This window comes from Pseudomonas sp. 34 E 7 (assembly GCF_900005715.1).
GTDB classification, from domain to species: domain Bacteria; phylum Pseudomonadota; class Gammaproteobacteria; order Pseudomonadales; family Pseudomonadaceae; genus Aquipseudomonas; species Aquipseudomonas orientalis_A.
This window is the reverse complement of record NZ_CVTX01000158.1, coordinates 78,504-92,913: the sequence shown is the minus strand read 5'-3', so window position 1 is coordinate 92,913 and position 14,410 is coordinate 78,504. Positions and strand designations below refer to the sequence as shown.

At 59.1% G+C, this 14,410-nt stretch carries 11 protein-coding genes; 4 read left to right on the top strand and 7 right to left on the bottom strand.

What is annotated here, in order from left to right:
- Positions 1-46: 46 nt before the first annotated feature.
- Together htpX and BFP96_RS20600 are read right to left on the bottom strand one after the other, a co-directional pair.
- Positions 47-934, bottom strand: a complete 888-nt coding sequence (htpX, locus tag BFP96_RS20605; RefSeq protein ID WP_065885152.1) for a protease HtpX — start codon at positions 932-934, stop codon at positions 47-49.
- A 304-nt stretch (positions 935-1,238) separates the two neighbouring features.
- Positions 1,239-2,450, bottom strand: coding sequence for a pyridoxal phosphate-dependent aminotransferase (locus BFP96_RS20600; protein ID WP_065885153.1), 1,212 nt, complete (start codon positions 2,448-2,450; stop codon positions 1,239-1,241).
- A gap of 201 nt (positions 2,451-2,651) precedes the next feature.
- On the opposite strand from BFP96_RS20600, the gene msrB reads away from it, so the two are divergent.
- The gene (gene msrB, locus BFP96_RS20595) at positions 2,652-3,044 is read left to right on the top strand and encodes a peptide-methionine (R)-S-oxide reductase MsrB (protein WP_065894710.1); all 393 of its coding nucleotides are present in this window, start codon (positions 2,652-2,654) and stop codon (positions 3,042-3,044) included.
- Between the two features lie 287 nt (positions 3,045-3,331).
- Entirely contained in the window at positions 3,332-3,817 is a 486-nt protein-coding gene (locus BFP96_RS20590; protein WP_065936910.1) for a glutathione peroxidase, read from the top strand.
- 16 nt (positions 3,818-3,833) lie between these two features.
- On the opposite strand, the gene BFP96_RS20585 is transcribed toward BFP96_RS20590, so the two are convergent.
- Positions 3,834-6,143: a hybrid sensor histidine kinase/response regulator gene (locus BFP96_RS20585; RefSeq protein ID WP_065936926.1), complete on the bottom strand. Its 2,310-nt coding sequence runs from the start codon at positions 6,141-6,143 to the stop codon at positions 3,834-3,836.
- 161 nt (positions 6,144-6,304) lie between these two features.
- Between BFP96_RS20585 and BFP96_RS20580 the strand changes: the two genes are divergently transcribed.
- Together BFP96_RS20580 and BFP96_RS20575 are read left to right on the top strand one after the other, a co-directional pair.
- Positions 6,305-7,195, top strand: a complete 891-nt coding sequence (locus BFP96_RS20580) for an ATP-binding protein (protein ID WP_065936909.1) — start codon at positions 6,305-6,307, stop codon at positions 7,193-7,195.
- Positions 7,192-7,674 (top strand): GAF domain-containing protein, encoded by a 483-nt coding sequence (locus tag BFP96_RS20575; protein ID WP_065894712.1) that lies wholly within the window; start codon positions 7,192-7,194, stop codon positions 7,672-7,674. Before BFP96_RS20580 ends, BFP96_RS20575 begins: the two co-directional genes overlap by 4 nt.
- Positions 7,675-7,824: 150 nt before the next feature.
- On the opposite strand, the gene BFP96_RS20570 is transcribed toward BFP96_RS20575, so the two are convergent.
- The 4 genes from BFP96_RS20570 to BFP96_RS20555 all read right to left on the bottom strand — a co-directional run bounded on the left by BFP96_RS20570 (position 7,825) and on the right by BFP96_RS20555 (position 14,244).
- A complete protein-coding gene (locus BFP96_RS20570; RefSeq protein ID WP_065936908.1) occupies positions 7,825-11,460 on the bottom strand; it encodes a transporter substrate-binding domain-containing protein in 3,636 nt (1,211 codons plus the stop codon).
- An 8-nt stretch (positions 11,461-11,468) separates the two neighbouring features.
- Positions 11,469-12,095 (bottom strand): response regulator transcription factor, encoded by a 627-nt coding sequence (locus tag BFP96_RS20565; RefSeq protein ID WP_065885160.1) that lies wholly within the window; start codon positions 12,093-12,095, stop codon positions 11,469-11,471.
- Between the two features lie 264 nt (positions 12,096-12,359).
- A complete protein-coding gene (locus BFP96_RS20560; protein WP_065894808.1) occupies positions 12,360-12,746 on the bottom strand; it encodes a response regulator in 387 nt (128 codons plus the stop codon).
- A 166-nt stretch (positions 12,747-12,912) separates the two neighbouring features.
- Positions 12,913-14,244: a deoxyguanosinetriphosphate triphosphohydrolase gene (locus BFP96_RS20555; RefSeq protein WP_065934390.1), complete on the bottom strand. Its 1,332-nt coding sequence runs from the start codon at positions 14,242-14,244 to the stop codon at positions 12,913-12,915.
- Positions 14,245-14,410 lie beyond the last annotated feature (166 nt).

Here is a 14,410-nt window from a genome sequence, read left to right as displayed (position 1 = left end):
CAAAAAAGGGGCGATTCAATCGCCCCTTTTGTCTTGCCCGATGCTGTCAGCCGCGACGACGCAATGCGTCAATCCGCTCTTCCAGCGGTGGGTGGCTCATGAACATGCGCGCCAGGCCTTGCTTGATGCCACCGTTGATACCAAAGGCGGTCAGGCTGTCCGGCATATGCACCGGCAGGCCTTGTTCGGAGCGCAGGCGCTGCAGTGCGCCGATCATCGCGCTGGTGCCCGCCAGGCGTGCGCCGGCTTCGTCTGCGCGGAACTCACGTTTACGCGAGAACCACATCACGATGGCGCTGGCCAGGAAACCCAGCACCAGCTCGGCGAAGATGGTTGCCACGAAGTAGGCGATACCGCGGCCTTCTTCGTTCTTGAAGATCACCTTGTCGACGAAGTTGCCGATGATCCGTGCGAAGAACATCACGAAGGTGTTCACCACGCCCTGTACCAGCGCGAGGGTGACCATGTCGCCATTGGCCACGTGGCCGATCTCGTGGGCCAGCACCGCTTTGACTTCGTCCGGCGAGAAACGCTCCAGCAGGCCCTGGCTGACGGCGACCAGTGCGTCGTTCTTGTTCCAGCCGGTGGCAAAGGCGTTGGCCTCGTAAGCAGGGAAAATCCCCACCTCGGGCATTTTGATGCCTGCTTCTTGAGACAACTGCTCCACGGTTTGCATCAGCCATTGTTCATGGCGAGTGCGTGGTTGAGTGATGATCTGGGTGCTGGTGCTCATTTTCGCCATCCACTTGGAGATGAACAGCGAGAACAGCGAACCGGCAAAACCAAAGACCGCACAGAAAATCAGCAGCTGATTGAGGTTCAGATCAACCCCGTTGGCCGCCATGAACCCATTGAAGCCAAAAAGGCTCAGGGTGACGCTGGCAATCAGTACGACTGCCAGGTTAGTGGCCAAGAACAGCAGGATGCGCATCATGGTTGTAGAATTCTCCTCATGCTTAATATGTCGCTTACTGCGGGGTATATAAGGTGCGGCCTGGGGTGATTCAACCGGGCGACTATTTCAAACTGTGTCCTACAGCAAAAATGTAGCGCGTTGAAGGGATTTTCCCACATCCAATCCCCGGTCGATTAGCCGCCAGGCGTGTCGAACAGCCCGTTAACACTGGGGCAGGGCGGCTGGCGCGGTGCCATCGTCGGCGCCGAGGCAGCTCTTGCCAAAGAAGTGTTGCCAGATAATCGCTGTACGACCAAATGAAGGTCGTACAGCCACATTTCCCTTACTGGCGATAGGACTTGAGGAAGTTGCCGATGCGACCGATGGCCATATCCAGCTCATCCACGCGCGGTAGGGTCACCACGCGGAAGTGGTCCGGCCACGGCCAGTTGAACGCGGTGCCTTGCACTACCAGCAGCTTTTCCGACAGCAGCAGGTCGAGCACGAATTTTTCGTCGTTGAGGATCGGGCAGACTTTCGGGTCAATCCGCGGGAACGCGTACAATGCCCCCATGGGCTTCACGCAGCTGACGCCCGGGATGGCGTTGAGCAGCTCCCAGGTACGGTTGCGCTGCTCCAGCAGGCGCCCCTGGGGCAGGACCAGATCGTTGATGCTCTGGTAGCCGCCGAGGGCGGTCTGGATCGCGTGCTGGCTCGGCACGTTGGCGCACAGGCGCATATTGGCCAGCATGTCGATGCCTTCGATATAGCTCTGGGCGTTGTGCTTGGGCCCGGAGATGGCGATCCAGCCGGAGCGGAAGCCCGCCACGCGGTAGGACTTGGACAAACCGTTGAAGGTCAGGCACAGCAGGTCGGGTGCCAGGGAGGCGGTGCATACGTGGACCGCATCATCGTAGAGAATCTTGTCGTAGATCTCGTCGGAGAACACCACCAGGTTGTGTTGGCGTGCCAGTTCAAGCATGCCCAGCAGCACTTCCCTGGAATACACGGCGCCGGTGGGGTTGTTCGGGTTGATGATCACCAGGGCCTTGGTGTTCGGGGTGATCTTGGCCTTGATATCGGCCAGGTCAGGGAACCAGTCGGCACCTTCGTCGCAGAGGTAATGCACCGGGTGGCCACCGGCCAGGGTCACGGCGGCGGTCCACAATGGGTAGTCCGGCGCCGGCACCAGCACTTCGTCGCCGTTGTTGAGCAGGGCCTGCAGCGACATCACGATCAGCTCGGACACGCCATTGCCCAGGTAGATGTCCTCAATCCCGACACCTTCCACCTGCTTCTGCTGGTAATACTGCATCACCGCCTTGCGCGCGCTGAACAGGCCTTTGGAGTCGCTGTAGCCCTGGGCCGTGGGCAGGTTGCGGATCACGTCCTGGAGGATTTCGTCGGGCGCTTCGAAACCAAAGGGCGCCGGGTTGCCGATGTTCAGCTTGAGGATGCGGTGGCCTTCCTCTTCCAGGCGTTTGGCGTGCTTGAGCACCGGGCCGCGAATGTCGTAGCAGACGTTGGCGAGCTTGTTCGATTTGCTGACCTGCATGGCGATGTGATCCTGAAAATGAACGATCCAGACGGCGTGGGCACTACCGTACTGTGAATCCTGCGCGGCCCGCACCTTAAATACGTTTGAATGCCGGTGGCGCGGGTGCCAGACTGGCGTTTTGAAGAGGCGCAATCATACGTGCCGCCTGATCCACGGAAAAGACACAGATCAGGGTTTTTCAGTTGCCGAGGTGTACCCATGGAAAAGCTGCAGAAAACCGTTGAAGAATGGAAAGCCATGCTCGATCCGGAGCAGTACAACGTGTGCCGTCTCAAAGGCACCGAGCGACCTTTCAGCGGCAAGTACAACGAAACCAAGACCGACGGCGTGTATCACTGCATTTGCTGCAATGAGCCGCTGTTCGATTCCAAGGCCAAGTTCGATTCAGGCTGCGGCTGGCCCAGCTTCTACGAGCCGATTGCCGACAGTGCCATGGTTGAGATCCGCGATGTCAGCCACGGCATGATCCGCACCGAAGTCACCTGCGCCAAATGCGATGCACACCTGGGGCACGTGTTCCCGGACGGCCCGCCGCCGACCGGCCTGCGTTACTGCATCAACTCGGTGTGCCTGGACCTAGTGCCGCGCTGAGAGAACAAGTGTTCGGCCACAATGTGGGAATGCCAGTCCGTTAAGCGTACATCGCCCTTTGTAGGAGCGAGCTTGCTCGCGAAAAATGTCGACGATAATGCGTGCTTTCTGAATGAGCGCGGTGACTGTCAGTTTTTCGCGAGCAAGCTCGCTCCTACAAAAAGCCTTTATTGACTGGCATTCACATTGGGGGCTGGTTGATGGGGCGTCATCATTCCCGCTTATTAGTTTGTACACAATTCAATTGCGTACTATCTTTCTGCTTCCCCTTTGCCAGAGTCACTGCCATGAGCGACAACCTGCTGAGCATCCCTTGCACCACCATCAAGGGTGAGCAAAAGACTTTGGCCGATTTTGCCGGCAAGGCCATCCTGGTGGTCAATACCGCCAGCAAATGTGGTTTCACCCCGCAGTACAAGGGCCTGGAACAACTCTGGCAGCAATACAAGGACCAGGGCCTGGTGGTGCTGGGCTTTCCGTGCAATCAGTTCGGCAAGCAGGAGCCGGGCAACGAAGGCGCGATTGCCGAGTTCTGCGAGCTGAACTTCGGCGTCAGTTTCCCTTTGTTCAAAAAGATCGACGTCAACGGCAGCGACGCCCACCCGCTGTTCGTGCAGTTGAAAAAGCAGGCGCCGGGGCTGCTGGGCTCAAAGAATATCAAATGGAATTTCACCAAGTTCCTCATCGGGCGTGATGGCAGGCAGGTCAAGCGTTTTGCATCGACCACCAAGCCTCAGGCTCTGAGCCAGGAGATCGAAGCGCTGCTCAAATGACCGATGCCGGCCCCAGTCAGAGGCTTGTCGTCTCAGGCACCCACAGGTCCAGCAGGGCTTTGAGTTCTTCACGGCGAAACGGCTTGGCCAGGTAGTCATTCATCCCCGCCGCACGGCAACGTTCACGCTCTTCGGCGAGGGCGTTGGCGGTCAAAGCGACGATCGGCAGGTCTGGCCAGCGGCCGCTCCGGCGAATCTGACGGCTCGCTTCGTAGCCGTTCATCACGGGCATGTTGCAGTCCATCAACACCAGATCGAAACGCTGGTCCTCAAGCCACTTGAGGGCTTCGCCACCATGGGCGGCCACAATGACCTCGCAGCCAAGCTTGCCGAGCATGCCCTTGGCCACCAGTTGATTGACCGGGTTGTCCTCCACCAGCAGGATACGCGCGCGATGGCTGAGTGACGTGGCGTCGATGCGGACAGGGTCCGCCATCGGTTGCGTGTCGCTGTGCAAATTACGCTGCAGGATCTGATAGAGCGCGTTACGGCTCAGCGGGCGTGCCTGTTGCTGCAGCGGTGCCAGCGCCGCGACTTCTTCGCCGGGCATGAAATTGCCATAGGCCGTTACTACCAGGATCGGCGCGGTAATGCCCATCCTCAGGCGGAACAGGCACTCCGGGCAATCGGTGATCAACAGGTCGGGATGCTGTCCGCTCAGGTCGTCTTCCATGGAATAACAACGCGGCGCCAACCCCCAGTGGGGCAGCAGCAGGGTGAGCAACTCTCCCAGGCCACTGCTTGGGTTGGTAATGACGATCACGTCGCCCGCCAGTGGTACTTGAGCCACCGCCGGCAAGTGGGTGGGCAGCGGCAGGTCGACGCAGAACTGGCTGCCGAAGCCGACCTCCGAACTGATACTCAAGCGGCCCTGCATGGCCTCGCACAGGTTATGGGTCAATGCGAGCCCCAGGCCCGTGCCGCCAAATTGGCGCGTGATACCGGCGCCGGCCTGGGTAAACGGCTGGAAAATCTTCACCTGCGCGTCCTGGGCAATGCCGATGCCGGTATCGCAGACCTCAATGCGTACGCCATCGCCGTGTTGGCTCAGGCGCACATCCACGCGGCCGAAGCGGGTGAACTTCAAGGCATTGGACAGCAGGTTACTGACGATTTGCCGTACCCGCGTCGGGTCGCCGATCACCTGTGCAGGAAACAGCGGGTCGATCAGGCAGGTCAGTTCCACGCTGGGTGCGGCGTTTTGCGACAACAGGTTGGCGGTGTCTTCCACCAGTGAGCCCAGGTCGAACGCGATACGCTCAAGCTCCAGTTGACCGGCGTCGAACTTGGACAAGTCGAGGATATCGTTGAGCAACTCCACCAGGACCTTGCCGGAGTCATGGGCGATGGACAGTTGCTGGCGCTGCTCGGCGTTGAGCGAGCTGTCCAGCGACAGGGCAATCATGCCCAGCAGGCCATTGAGCGGGGTGCGGATTTCATGGCTCATGTTGGCCAGGAACGCCGCCCGCGCCTGGGCCATTTCCAGGGCGGTCAATCTGGCAGCCTCCAGTTCATCATTGAACTGGCTCAAGCGTTGGTTGCTGGTCTTGAGCTCGAGGGTGCGCGCAGAAACGATGTCCTCGAGCTGACCCAGGTATTCGGTGAGACGATCCTCGGCATGGCGACGCTGCTGAATCTCGGTTTCCATGTTTTCGAACTGCTGGTTGGCAACGTTGACCAGCACACCGATTTCGTCATGCTCATGGCCCGGCGGGCAGTCCAGGCGCGCCTGTCGGCGCGTGCTCAACGCTCGGATAATGCGTACCAGCGGTTGGGTGAGCATGACGTAGAACAAGCCCAGCAGGATCCCGGTCAACAGCAGGCTGCGGATAAAACCGTTGAGCAACGTGACCTCGGCGCGGCGCAGGAAGCGGCTGCCGAACGCGTAGGTGTCTACATCCAGGCGCAACACCCCGAGGGATTCGTCGGGCATGTGGCTGAGGTACAGACGGTCCTCGAATGGACGGTTGGCGCCAAACAGAAAATCGCTGACGGGCCGATAATGGCTTTCCTTGCGCGGCCGGTCGACGTCGGCCAGCACCACGCCGTTGTTGTCGATCAACTGGGCGTGAACAATGACAGGGGAGTGCAGCAGGCCCAGGGTCAGTTCCTGGGCGAGTTCGGCATCGATGTTATAGGCGATGCGCGAGGCGGGGTTATGGCTGATTTCGATCAGCGAGCGTATTTCGCGGTTGATGGATGCGTCTTCGCTGGCATAATCAATGCCGATTTGGATAAGACTGAGCAAGGTTCCCAAGACGAAACCGACCAGCACAGTCAATCTGGCTTGTTTATAAGACAAGCGGTGGGCGAACTTGATATCCATCGAGTGTTGAACCACTTCACGTTTCCCCTCGCCCGGCAAGCATAGCTGAACATCCACCAATGCTGACTTGCCCGGCATGAATCGAATTTCGCAGCCTTGTGCGGTCTGCCGCTGGGTTGCCAATACGCCATCTTTTACAAGAACTTGCCAGAGGAATAGACGTGGATTCTCGATTGAGTGCCTTTCTTGAGCGGGCTGACGCAGTGCTCGCGCGCCTGGAACCCCTGTTACCCGCTGCGCGCCAAGCCATTGACTGGAATCACTGCCTGGCCGCGCGCTGGCAGCGCGAGGGCCGCACAGGCTTCCTGTTGCCGCTGCAAGTGAGCCTGGACATGCGTCTGTCGGACCTGATCGGCGTCGACAAGCAACGCGAAACGCTGGCGCGCAACACCCAGCAGTTTCTTGACGGCTTACCCGCCAACCATGCGCTGCTATGGGGTTCGCGTGGCACCGGCAAGTCCTCCATGGTCCGCGCCTTGCTCGCCCAGCATGCCAAGGCCGGCCTGCGCTTGATCGAAATTGAGCGTGACCACCTGGCCGACCTGCCGCGCGTGGTCGAGCAACTGCTCAAGCTGCCGCAGCGTTTCATTCTGTTCTGCGACGACCTCTCGTTCGAAGCAGGCGAAGGCGACTATCGCGTGCTCAAGAGTGTACTGGATGGTTCCCTGGAGCAGGCGCCGGAAAACGTATTGCTGTACGCCACCTCCAACCGCCGTCACCTGGTGCCGGAGAACCAGAGTGACAACGACAATTGGAAGCGCGTGGATGGCGAACTGCACCCGAGCGAGGCGGTGGAAGACAAGATCGCCCTGTCCGACCGTTTTGGCCTGTGGCTGTCGTTCTATCCATTCACCCAGGAACACTTCCTGGATGTGGTGGAACACTGGATCGGTGAGCTTGCAGGCAAGGCCGGCCTGCAGTGGCAGCGCGATGAACAACTCGACATTCTCGCCGTGCGCTGGGCTACCGGCCGCGGTAACCGTAACGGCCGCTGTGCCTATCAGTTCGCCCGTTACTGGGTGGGTCTCAAATTGCTGGAGCGTCAACCATGATCGATTTACAACAGACCGGCACCGGTCTGGATGGCTATGCGCTGCTGTGCGCGCAACTGGAATCGCTGCTGGCCGATGAGCGGGATTTCATCGCCAACAGTGCGCAATTCTCCGCGTTCCTGTTCAATCAACTGGACGACCTGAACTGGGCGGGTTTCTACCTCAATCGCAATGATGAGCTGGTGCTTGGCCCATTCCAGGGCCAGATTGCCTGTGTGCGGATCCCTTTCGGTCGTGGTGTGTGCGGCGCCGCCGCCGCGACCCGGCAGACCCAGCGAGTGGAAGACGTGCATGCGTTTGCCGGGCACATTGCCTGTGACAGCGCCTCAAACAGCGAATTGGTGGTGCCGCTGGTCAAGAACGGCCAATTGATTGGCGTCCTTGACCTCGACAGCCCGTCGCTGGCTCGTTTTACCCCCGAGGACCAGTTGGGTATCGAACAGCTGGCGGCTATTTTCCTGCGCTTGACCGATTGCTGAGCGAGCGAGGCGGGGAATGCCAGTCAGTTAAGCGTACACCGCCGTTGTAGGAGCGAGCTTGCTCGCGAAAAATGTCAACGATAACGCGTGCTTCCTGAATGAACGCGGTGCCTGTGAGTTTTTCGCGAGCAAGCTCGCTCCTACACTGACTTATTGGCTGTCCAGTTCATGCAGTTGAACTTGCAGCGCCCGTTCCAGCTCGAGCATGAGCTTTTCCAGGGATTTGATCCCCGCCTCGACCACTCGCCGATCATCGTCGCGGGAACAGGCTTGTTCCAGGGCTTCGCATTGCCCGGCCAGGGCATTGGCTTGGACGATGCGTGCGGCCCCCTTGATCTTGTGGGCTTGTTCGATGATGTCCATGGGCGACGCCTTGCGCTCCAGTAGCGCGGTGAGTGCCTGACGATCATGAACGCTGCTGGTCAGCAGTTCTTCGAGCAACCGTCGGCTCAATTGCGGATCGCCTCCCGTCAGCGCGTCCAGGCACGCCAGGTCCAGGCGCTGGCTCGTGGGCTGCGGTGTGATCTGCGCCAGTTGCCGCTCCAGTATCGTGAGACTGATGGGCTTGAACAGGCAGTCGTCCATGCCCGCTTCCAGGCAGCGTTGTCTTTCTTCCGGCTGGGCATTGGCGGTGAACCCCAGTACCACGCAGGGTGCCAACTGTTCGCGTTGCTCGTACTCACGAATGGAACGGCTTAACTCGTAGCCATTCATGATGGGCATGTTGCAGTCGGCGATCACCAGGTCGAACTGTTCCTGGCGCCAGGCCTGGAACCCGGCGGCACCGTGCTCGGCGGCGGTGAACTGATGGCCCAGGTAGCCCAGTTGCTGGCACATCAGCAGGCGGTTCGCCGGGTGGTCGTCCACCACCAGCACATTGAGTACCGGGGTAGAGGCCGGCTTGGCGGGTGCATGCTCGCCCACGGTCGTCACCGGGTGCAGGCGCGGCATTTTCAGGTTGACGTGCACCTGGGTGCCGACCATGGGCACGCTGCTCAAGCTTAACTGGCCGCCCATCATTGCGCAGAGGCTGCGGCAGATCACCAGGCCCAGGCCGGCGCCACTTCTGGCCAGGTGCCCGGAGTTGTCGGCCTGGGCGAATGGCTCGAACAGGCGCTGCTGGTCTTCCCGGTTGATGCCTATGCCGGTGTCCTCGACCACCAGCTTCAGTTCGACCTGTTCCGGTGTCTGGCTCGGTTGCACCTCAACCTTGATCTTCACCTGCCCATGTTCGGTGAACTTGATGGCGTTGCTCACGAGGTTGGACAGCACTTGCTTGAAGCGCAGCGGGTCGATCAAGACTTCGATGTCGCTCGGATCGGGCTTGAATTCCAATAGCAGGCTGAGGGTTTTCTGGCGGGCAAGCCCATCGAAGACACGCACCACCGACTCAATCACCTCCCGCAGATTGACGCGCTCCGGGGCCAGGCTCAGGCGCCCGGACTCAATACGCGCGATATCGAGAATATCGCCGATCAGCTCCAGTAGATCCTTGGCCGAGTTGTACGCGACTTCTATCGCCGGCCGGTCGAGATGGCCCTGGTCGGCGCGCTTGAGCGTCAGTTCCAGCATGCCGATCACCGCGTTCATCGGCGTGCGTATCTCGTGGCTCATGGTGGCAAGGAAGGTGCTTTTGGCGCGGTTGGCCTCATCGGCGCGTTCCTTGGCGGCACGCAGCTCATCAAACAACTGGCGCCGTTCACTGATGTCGATCCAGCCGCCAATGATGCCCTGGACTTCGCCGATGGAGTCGCGGTAGGGCAGGATCCAGTGGTAGATCGTCAGCTTCCTCTCATGGATATGCAGGGTGCGGTCCAGGATCAAGGGCGTGCCCTCGGCCACCACCCGCAGGTAATCGGCATGGTACTGCGCTGCTTCGGGCGCCAGGGCCATGTTCATCTGGGTCACGCTTTTGCCGATCACCTCCTCTCGCTTGACGTCGAATGTCTGCAGGTAGCTGTCATTGCAGGTTTGCAGCAAGCCGTTACGATCGCGTACATAGATGGGGTGTGGCGTTTCGTTGACCAGCGCGCGCATGAACTCGAACTGGTCGTTGAGGGCGCGCTCGGCCATTTTTCGCTGCCTGATCTGGCGGCGCATGTAAGCGTTCCAGGTCAGCGAAACCAGGAGCAACAACCCGGTTCCGATGACGATCCTGGCAATCAGCTGGTTGTAATTGCGCCAATAGCTGTCGGACTCGACGGTGTAGCCGCGCCAGCGGCTGTTGATCACGCCCATTTCATCCGGGGCGATACTGAGCAGCGCTTTGTCGAGGATCGAGCTCAATTCGGTGGCATGGCGGGATGTGGCCAGGGCGAACGTCGCCGGGCTGGTGCCGATGGTGGTAGTGATCTGCAACTTGTCGCGGAACACTTTCGAGGACAGGAAGTAGTTGGCGATCAGCAGCGTGTTCACAGCGCCGTCCACTTGCCCTTGTGCGAGCAACTCGGATGCCCTGAAGGTATCGCCGGTTTCCACCAGTTGAATGCGGGGATAGTCCTTGCGCAAGGTATCGACCAGTGGGGTGCCTTGGGTCACCGCCAGGCGCTTGCCCGTCATCTGCTCCAGGTTCAGGGGCGCCCCAGGCTCTTTGCGGGTCAGCAGCACATAGGAGTTTTCCAGGTAGGGGCGGCTGAAACTCAACTGCGCCTCCCGTTGGTTACTCGGCACGATGGCCCCGATGATGTCGACATTCTGTGCGGCGACCTGCTCGATCATATCGTCGACCTCACGCCCGCGCTGAACCGCGAAACGCAAGCCGGTCCGCAAGCGAATGAGTTCAAGGAGGTCGGCGGTGATACCGCGAAAGTTGCCCTCCGCGTCGAAGAAGGTGAGGGGGGCAAAGGTTTCATTGACGACAACCTTCACAACCGGATTGGCCTTCAACCAGCGTTCTTCGCGCGGAGTCAGTTGCAGTTTCTTGTCGGTCAGCAGGATATCGCTGCCGGCGCTCCAGCGCTTGGCGATGCTGTCGCGTTCGTTGATGGGCACAGCCGCCAGCACCGTGTCGACAATGCTCAAGAGAATCAGGTTGTCGTGGCGCAGGGCGAAGCTGAAACCGTAAGCCTCATGCTTGCCGAAATTGGCCATGCGAATGTTCTTGAGGTAGCCCTTGTTAATCATGAAATGGGTGGAAATGGTGTCGCCCAGAAACACATCCGCCTGGTCGAATGCCACGGCATTCAGCGCATTCTGATAAGAGGGATAGGGGCGGATATCTGCCTTGGGGTACAGCTTCTCCACCTCGTCGAGGGGCAGGTAATGGTAAACCAGGCTCAAGCGCAACCCTTCCAGGCCATTGCCGAGACTGCGGGTTTCTCCTTCGCGAGTGACCAGTACCGGCTGGTCCACGGCATAAGGGGCCGACAGTGTGAGATGGGGGTTTGCGGCCTCAAAGCCATTGGAGGAGCCCAGCAAGTCAATGTCGCCGGCTTCAAGGGCTTCAATGGCGGACAAACGGGAAGGGTAACGCAGGACCTTGACCGGTATGGCGAGCGCCTTGGCCAGTAGACCCGCATAATCTGCCGTGAGCCCCTCGTAGTCGCGGCCACTGGAGGTGAGGTCGAACGGCGGGTAGTCAGGCGCAGCAGTACCCAGTACCAGCTCGCGCTTGTACTGCAGCCACTGGCGCTGGGCCCTGTCCAGTCGAGTGTCCAGTTGAACGGTTCCCGCGCGGCTCAATAAGGTGAAATGTTGTGGGGGGATGGAGGAGTCCGCGAGCACGGCGGTGCTGAAGTACAAGCTGGCACTCAATATGATCAAATAGTCCTTGATACGGCTGGGCATCCGTTTTCTCACACTAGCGCGTTTCGTTTTGCCATCTCGATAAGCTCAACTAAAGATTGGGCTTTTAGTTTTTGCATTAAACGCTTTTTATAGGTGCTGACTGTTTTATTGCTCAGGAACATGCCTTTGGCTATTTCCTTATTAGTGCGACCTTGTGCAAAAAGTTGCAGGACCATGAGTTCCCGGTCGTTAACGGCTTTGAACAGTTCCAGCTCCTGAGTGTCCGCGCCTTCGGTTCCATTTGCATTCAATGCCTGGCTGGGGAAGTAGTTGTAACCGGAAAGTACGGCACGAATGGCGCTCAGCAGTTCGGTCAGGTCGCCTTCCTTGCAGACATAACCGTCAGCGCCGGAACGCATGCAGCGCGTGGCAAACAGGGTTGGGCACTGGGCCGTGAGCACCAGGGTTTTCATCGAAGTGTTCATGGCGTTGAATCGGCAGAGCACTTCGAGGCCGTCAAGTTTCGGGATGCTGATATCCAGGACTACCAGGTCGGGCAGGCATTCGCGGACCATTTGTATGGCATCGCATCCGTTATCCGTTTCTCCAACGACTTTGTAGCCTTCGTGTTCCAGTAACATTCTGATGGCAAGCCGTATAACGGGGTGGTCGTCGATAATAAAAACGGTGTTCATAATCAAATTCCATGCAGGTGCAAATAAAGCGGTCACATTAGCTCAGAAGAAGCGGCAGCAGCATGAAGCGAGGGGTGAACAAGTACAAAACAGGAAGTTTCCTACGTCAAAAAAGGTAGAATCCTACAAGTCGATCGGTAATTGTGAAACTTGATGTTTGGGCTTTCAGGGTGTCTGGCATGGCCAGCGGTCAAAAGCGTTTTGCGACGATGATTACGTTATTTTTCGCAGTTGATAAGGTTAAAGTTCTTACTTTGACAGGGGTTAAGTCAAGACCATTAAACTTGCAAGTTCATCTCTGTTTAACGGTTTTGACAAACAGCCCAGCAGTGGAAGGTTGCGCTGCGCAGCTTGTGTGGTCAGTTTGAGCAGTTCCGTCGCTGGGAGACTGCTCAATAGAATCGCACTGGTAATAAATTGACCGCGGCTGGCGATTTCCACCAGTTCCAGACCGGGCAGGTCAGGCAGGCATTGGTCGCATAACATCAAGTCGTAAGAGAACTTGCACTGAGTCATTGTGCGTATGGCCTGCTCCGCATTTTCCACGGGGGTGAGCTGGTCGAAACCAAAGCTTCTCAGCAGGCACTGGGTGGCCAGGAGCTGAAAGGGATGATCCTCCACCAGAAGAATACGAAGGGGGTGTCTGGGCATAAAGAGCACACAGTAAGTCAAGCATCGATGGGAGCGTGGGGGTTGCTCGTCTGGTTCACGGCGGCGTGCGTGATTATTCCTCGGGAATATGTACGAATTCGATCAGGCCGCTCTGTTCCCATCGTAGGGCAATTCCTTTAGGGCGCAGGGCGGCGTGGTCAGGACGTTATTGAGGACTGGAGCGCCCGGTCATTTCCCGCGCCATCTCGGTGGCATAGCTGTCGGTCATGCCGGCGATGAAGTCGATCATGCGCAGGAACGAGGCATGTAACGACCAGGCGGGGTCCGGCGCGCTGTTGCCCAGCAAGTCGAGGATGCGCCGGTTCTTGAACGACGGCGTGCGCCCGCCGTGTTGCTCCAGGGCCGCACCGCAAAATGCGTTCAGCAGAATCTCCAGGGTGGTGTAGGCGCCGATTTCATGCAGGGTCTTGCGCTTGTCCTGGAAGATTTTCTTGCGCGCCATGTCCTTGGCATCCAGTACGCAACGCTTTGCCGGACCGTGCATGTGTTCCACCAGATCGCCAGGCAGGGTGCCGGCAAGCAGCGCGTCCTGCTGTTCGACGAAGGCACGCGCCGCCGCGTTGGTCAGGTGCTCAATGGCCTTGCCGCGCAGGATTGCCAACTTGCGACGGCGGGAGTCCGACGCGCCTAATTGTCGATACGTCTGCGGCAGGTCATCACCCACCAGGTCGAGCAGCAGTGACTCGACTTCGGCGTACTCGAGCAACTCCATTTCCAGGCCATCTTCCAGGTCGATCAACGCATAGCAGATGTCGTCGGCGGCCTCCATCAAGTACACCAGCGGGTGGCGCGCCCAGCGTTGTTCCTCCAGTTGAGGCAGGCCGAGTTTTTGCGCGATCTGCTCCAGAATCGGCAACTCACTCTGGTAGCAGCCGAACTTGTGTTTCTTGTAACCCAACGAGTCCGCGTGGCGGGCAGTCCAGGGGTACTTGAGGTAGGTGCCCAAGGTGGCATAGGTCAGCCGCGTGCCGCCGTCGAATTGGTGATACTCAAGCTGGGTCAGCACGCGGAAACCCTGGGCATTGCCTTCGAAGTTGAGGAAGTCATTGCGTTCGGCGCTGCTCATGTCATCCAGCCAGCCGCGTCCGGCGGCCTGCTGGAACCAGTGGCGAATCGCATCTTCGCCGGAGTGCCCGAAGGGAGGGTTGCCGATGTCATGGGCCAGGCAGGCCGATTGCACCACCATGCCCAGATCGCTCGGATCGCACCAGTCGGGGAGGGCACCGCGCAGCGTTTCGCCGACGCGCATGCCAAGGGAGCGCCCCACACAACTGACTTCCAGCGAGTGGGTCAGGCGCGTGTGGATATGGTCGTTGCTCGTCACCGGATGCACTTGGGTCTTGCGGCCCAGGCGCCGGAAAGCGCCAGAGAAAATAATGCGGTCATGGTCTTTGTGGAAAGGGCTGCGGCCCAGTTCTTCAGGGCTGTGCAGCGGCTTGCCAAGACGTTCGCGGGTCAACAGGGTGGGCCAATCCAAGGCGGGTACGCTCCGTACGGTAAATGACAGTTGCAGCTTCCCGTTTCCACGCAGGCGGGGCAAGCGCAAATGTTGAAGTCGATTGTTTCGATAGCGATGAACAACAAGTCCCGGCCGCCGTTGCGCAAATGGCCCGGCGGTCAGGACGTGGTGTTGAACGAGCGGG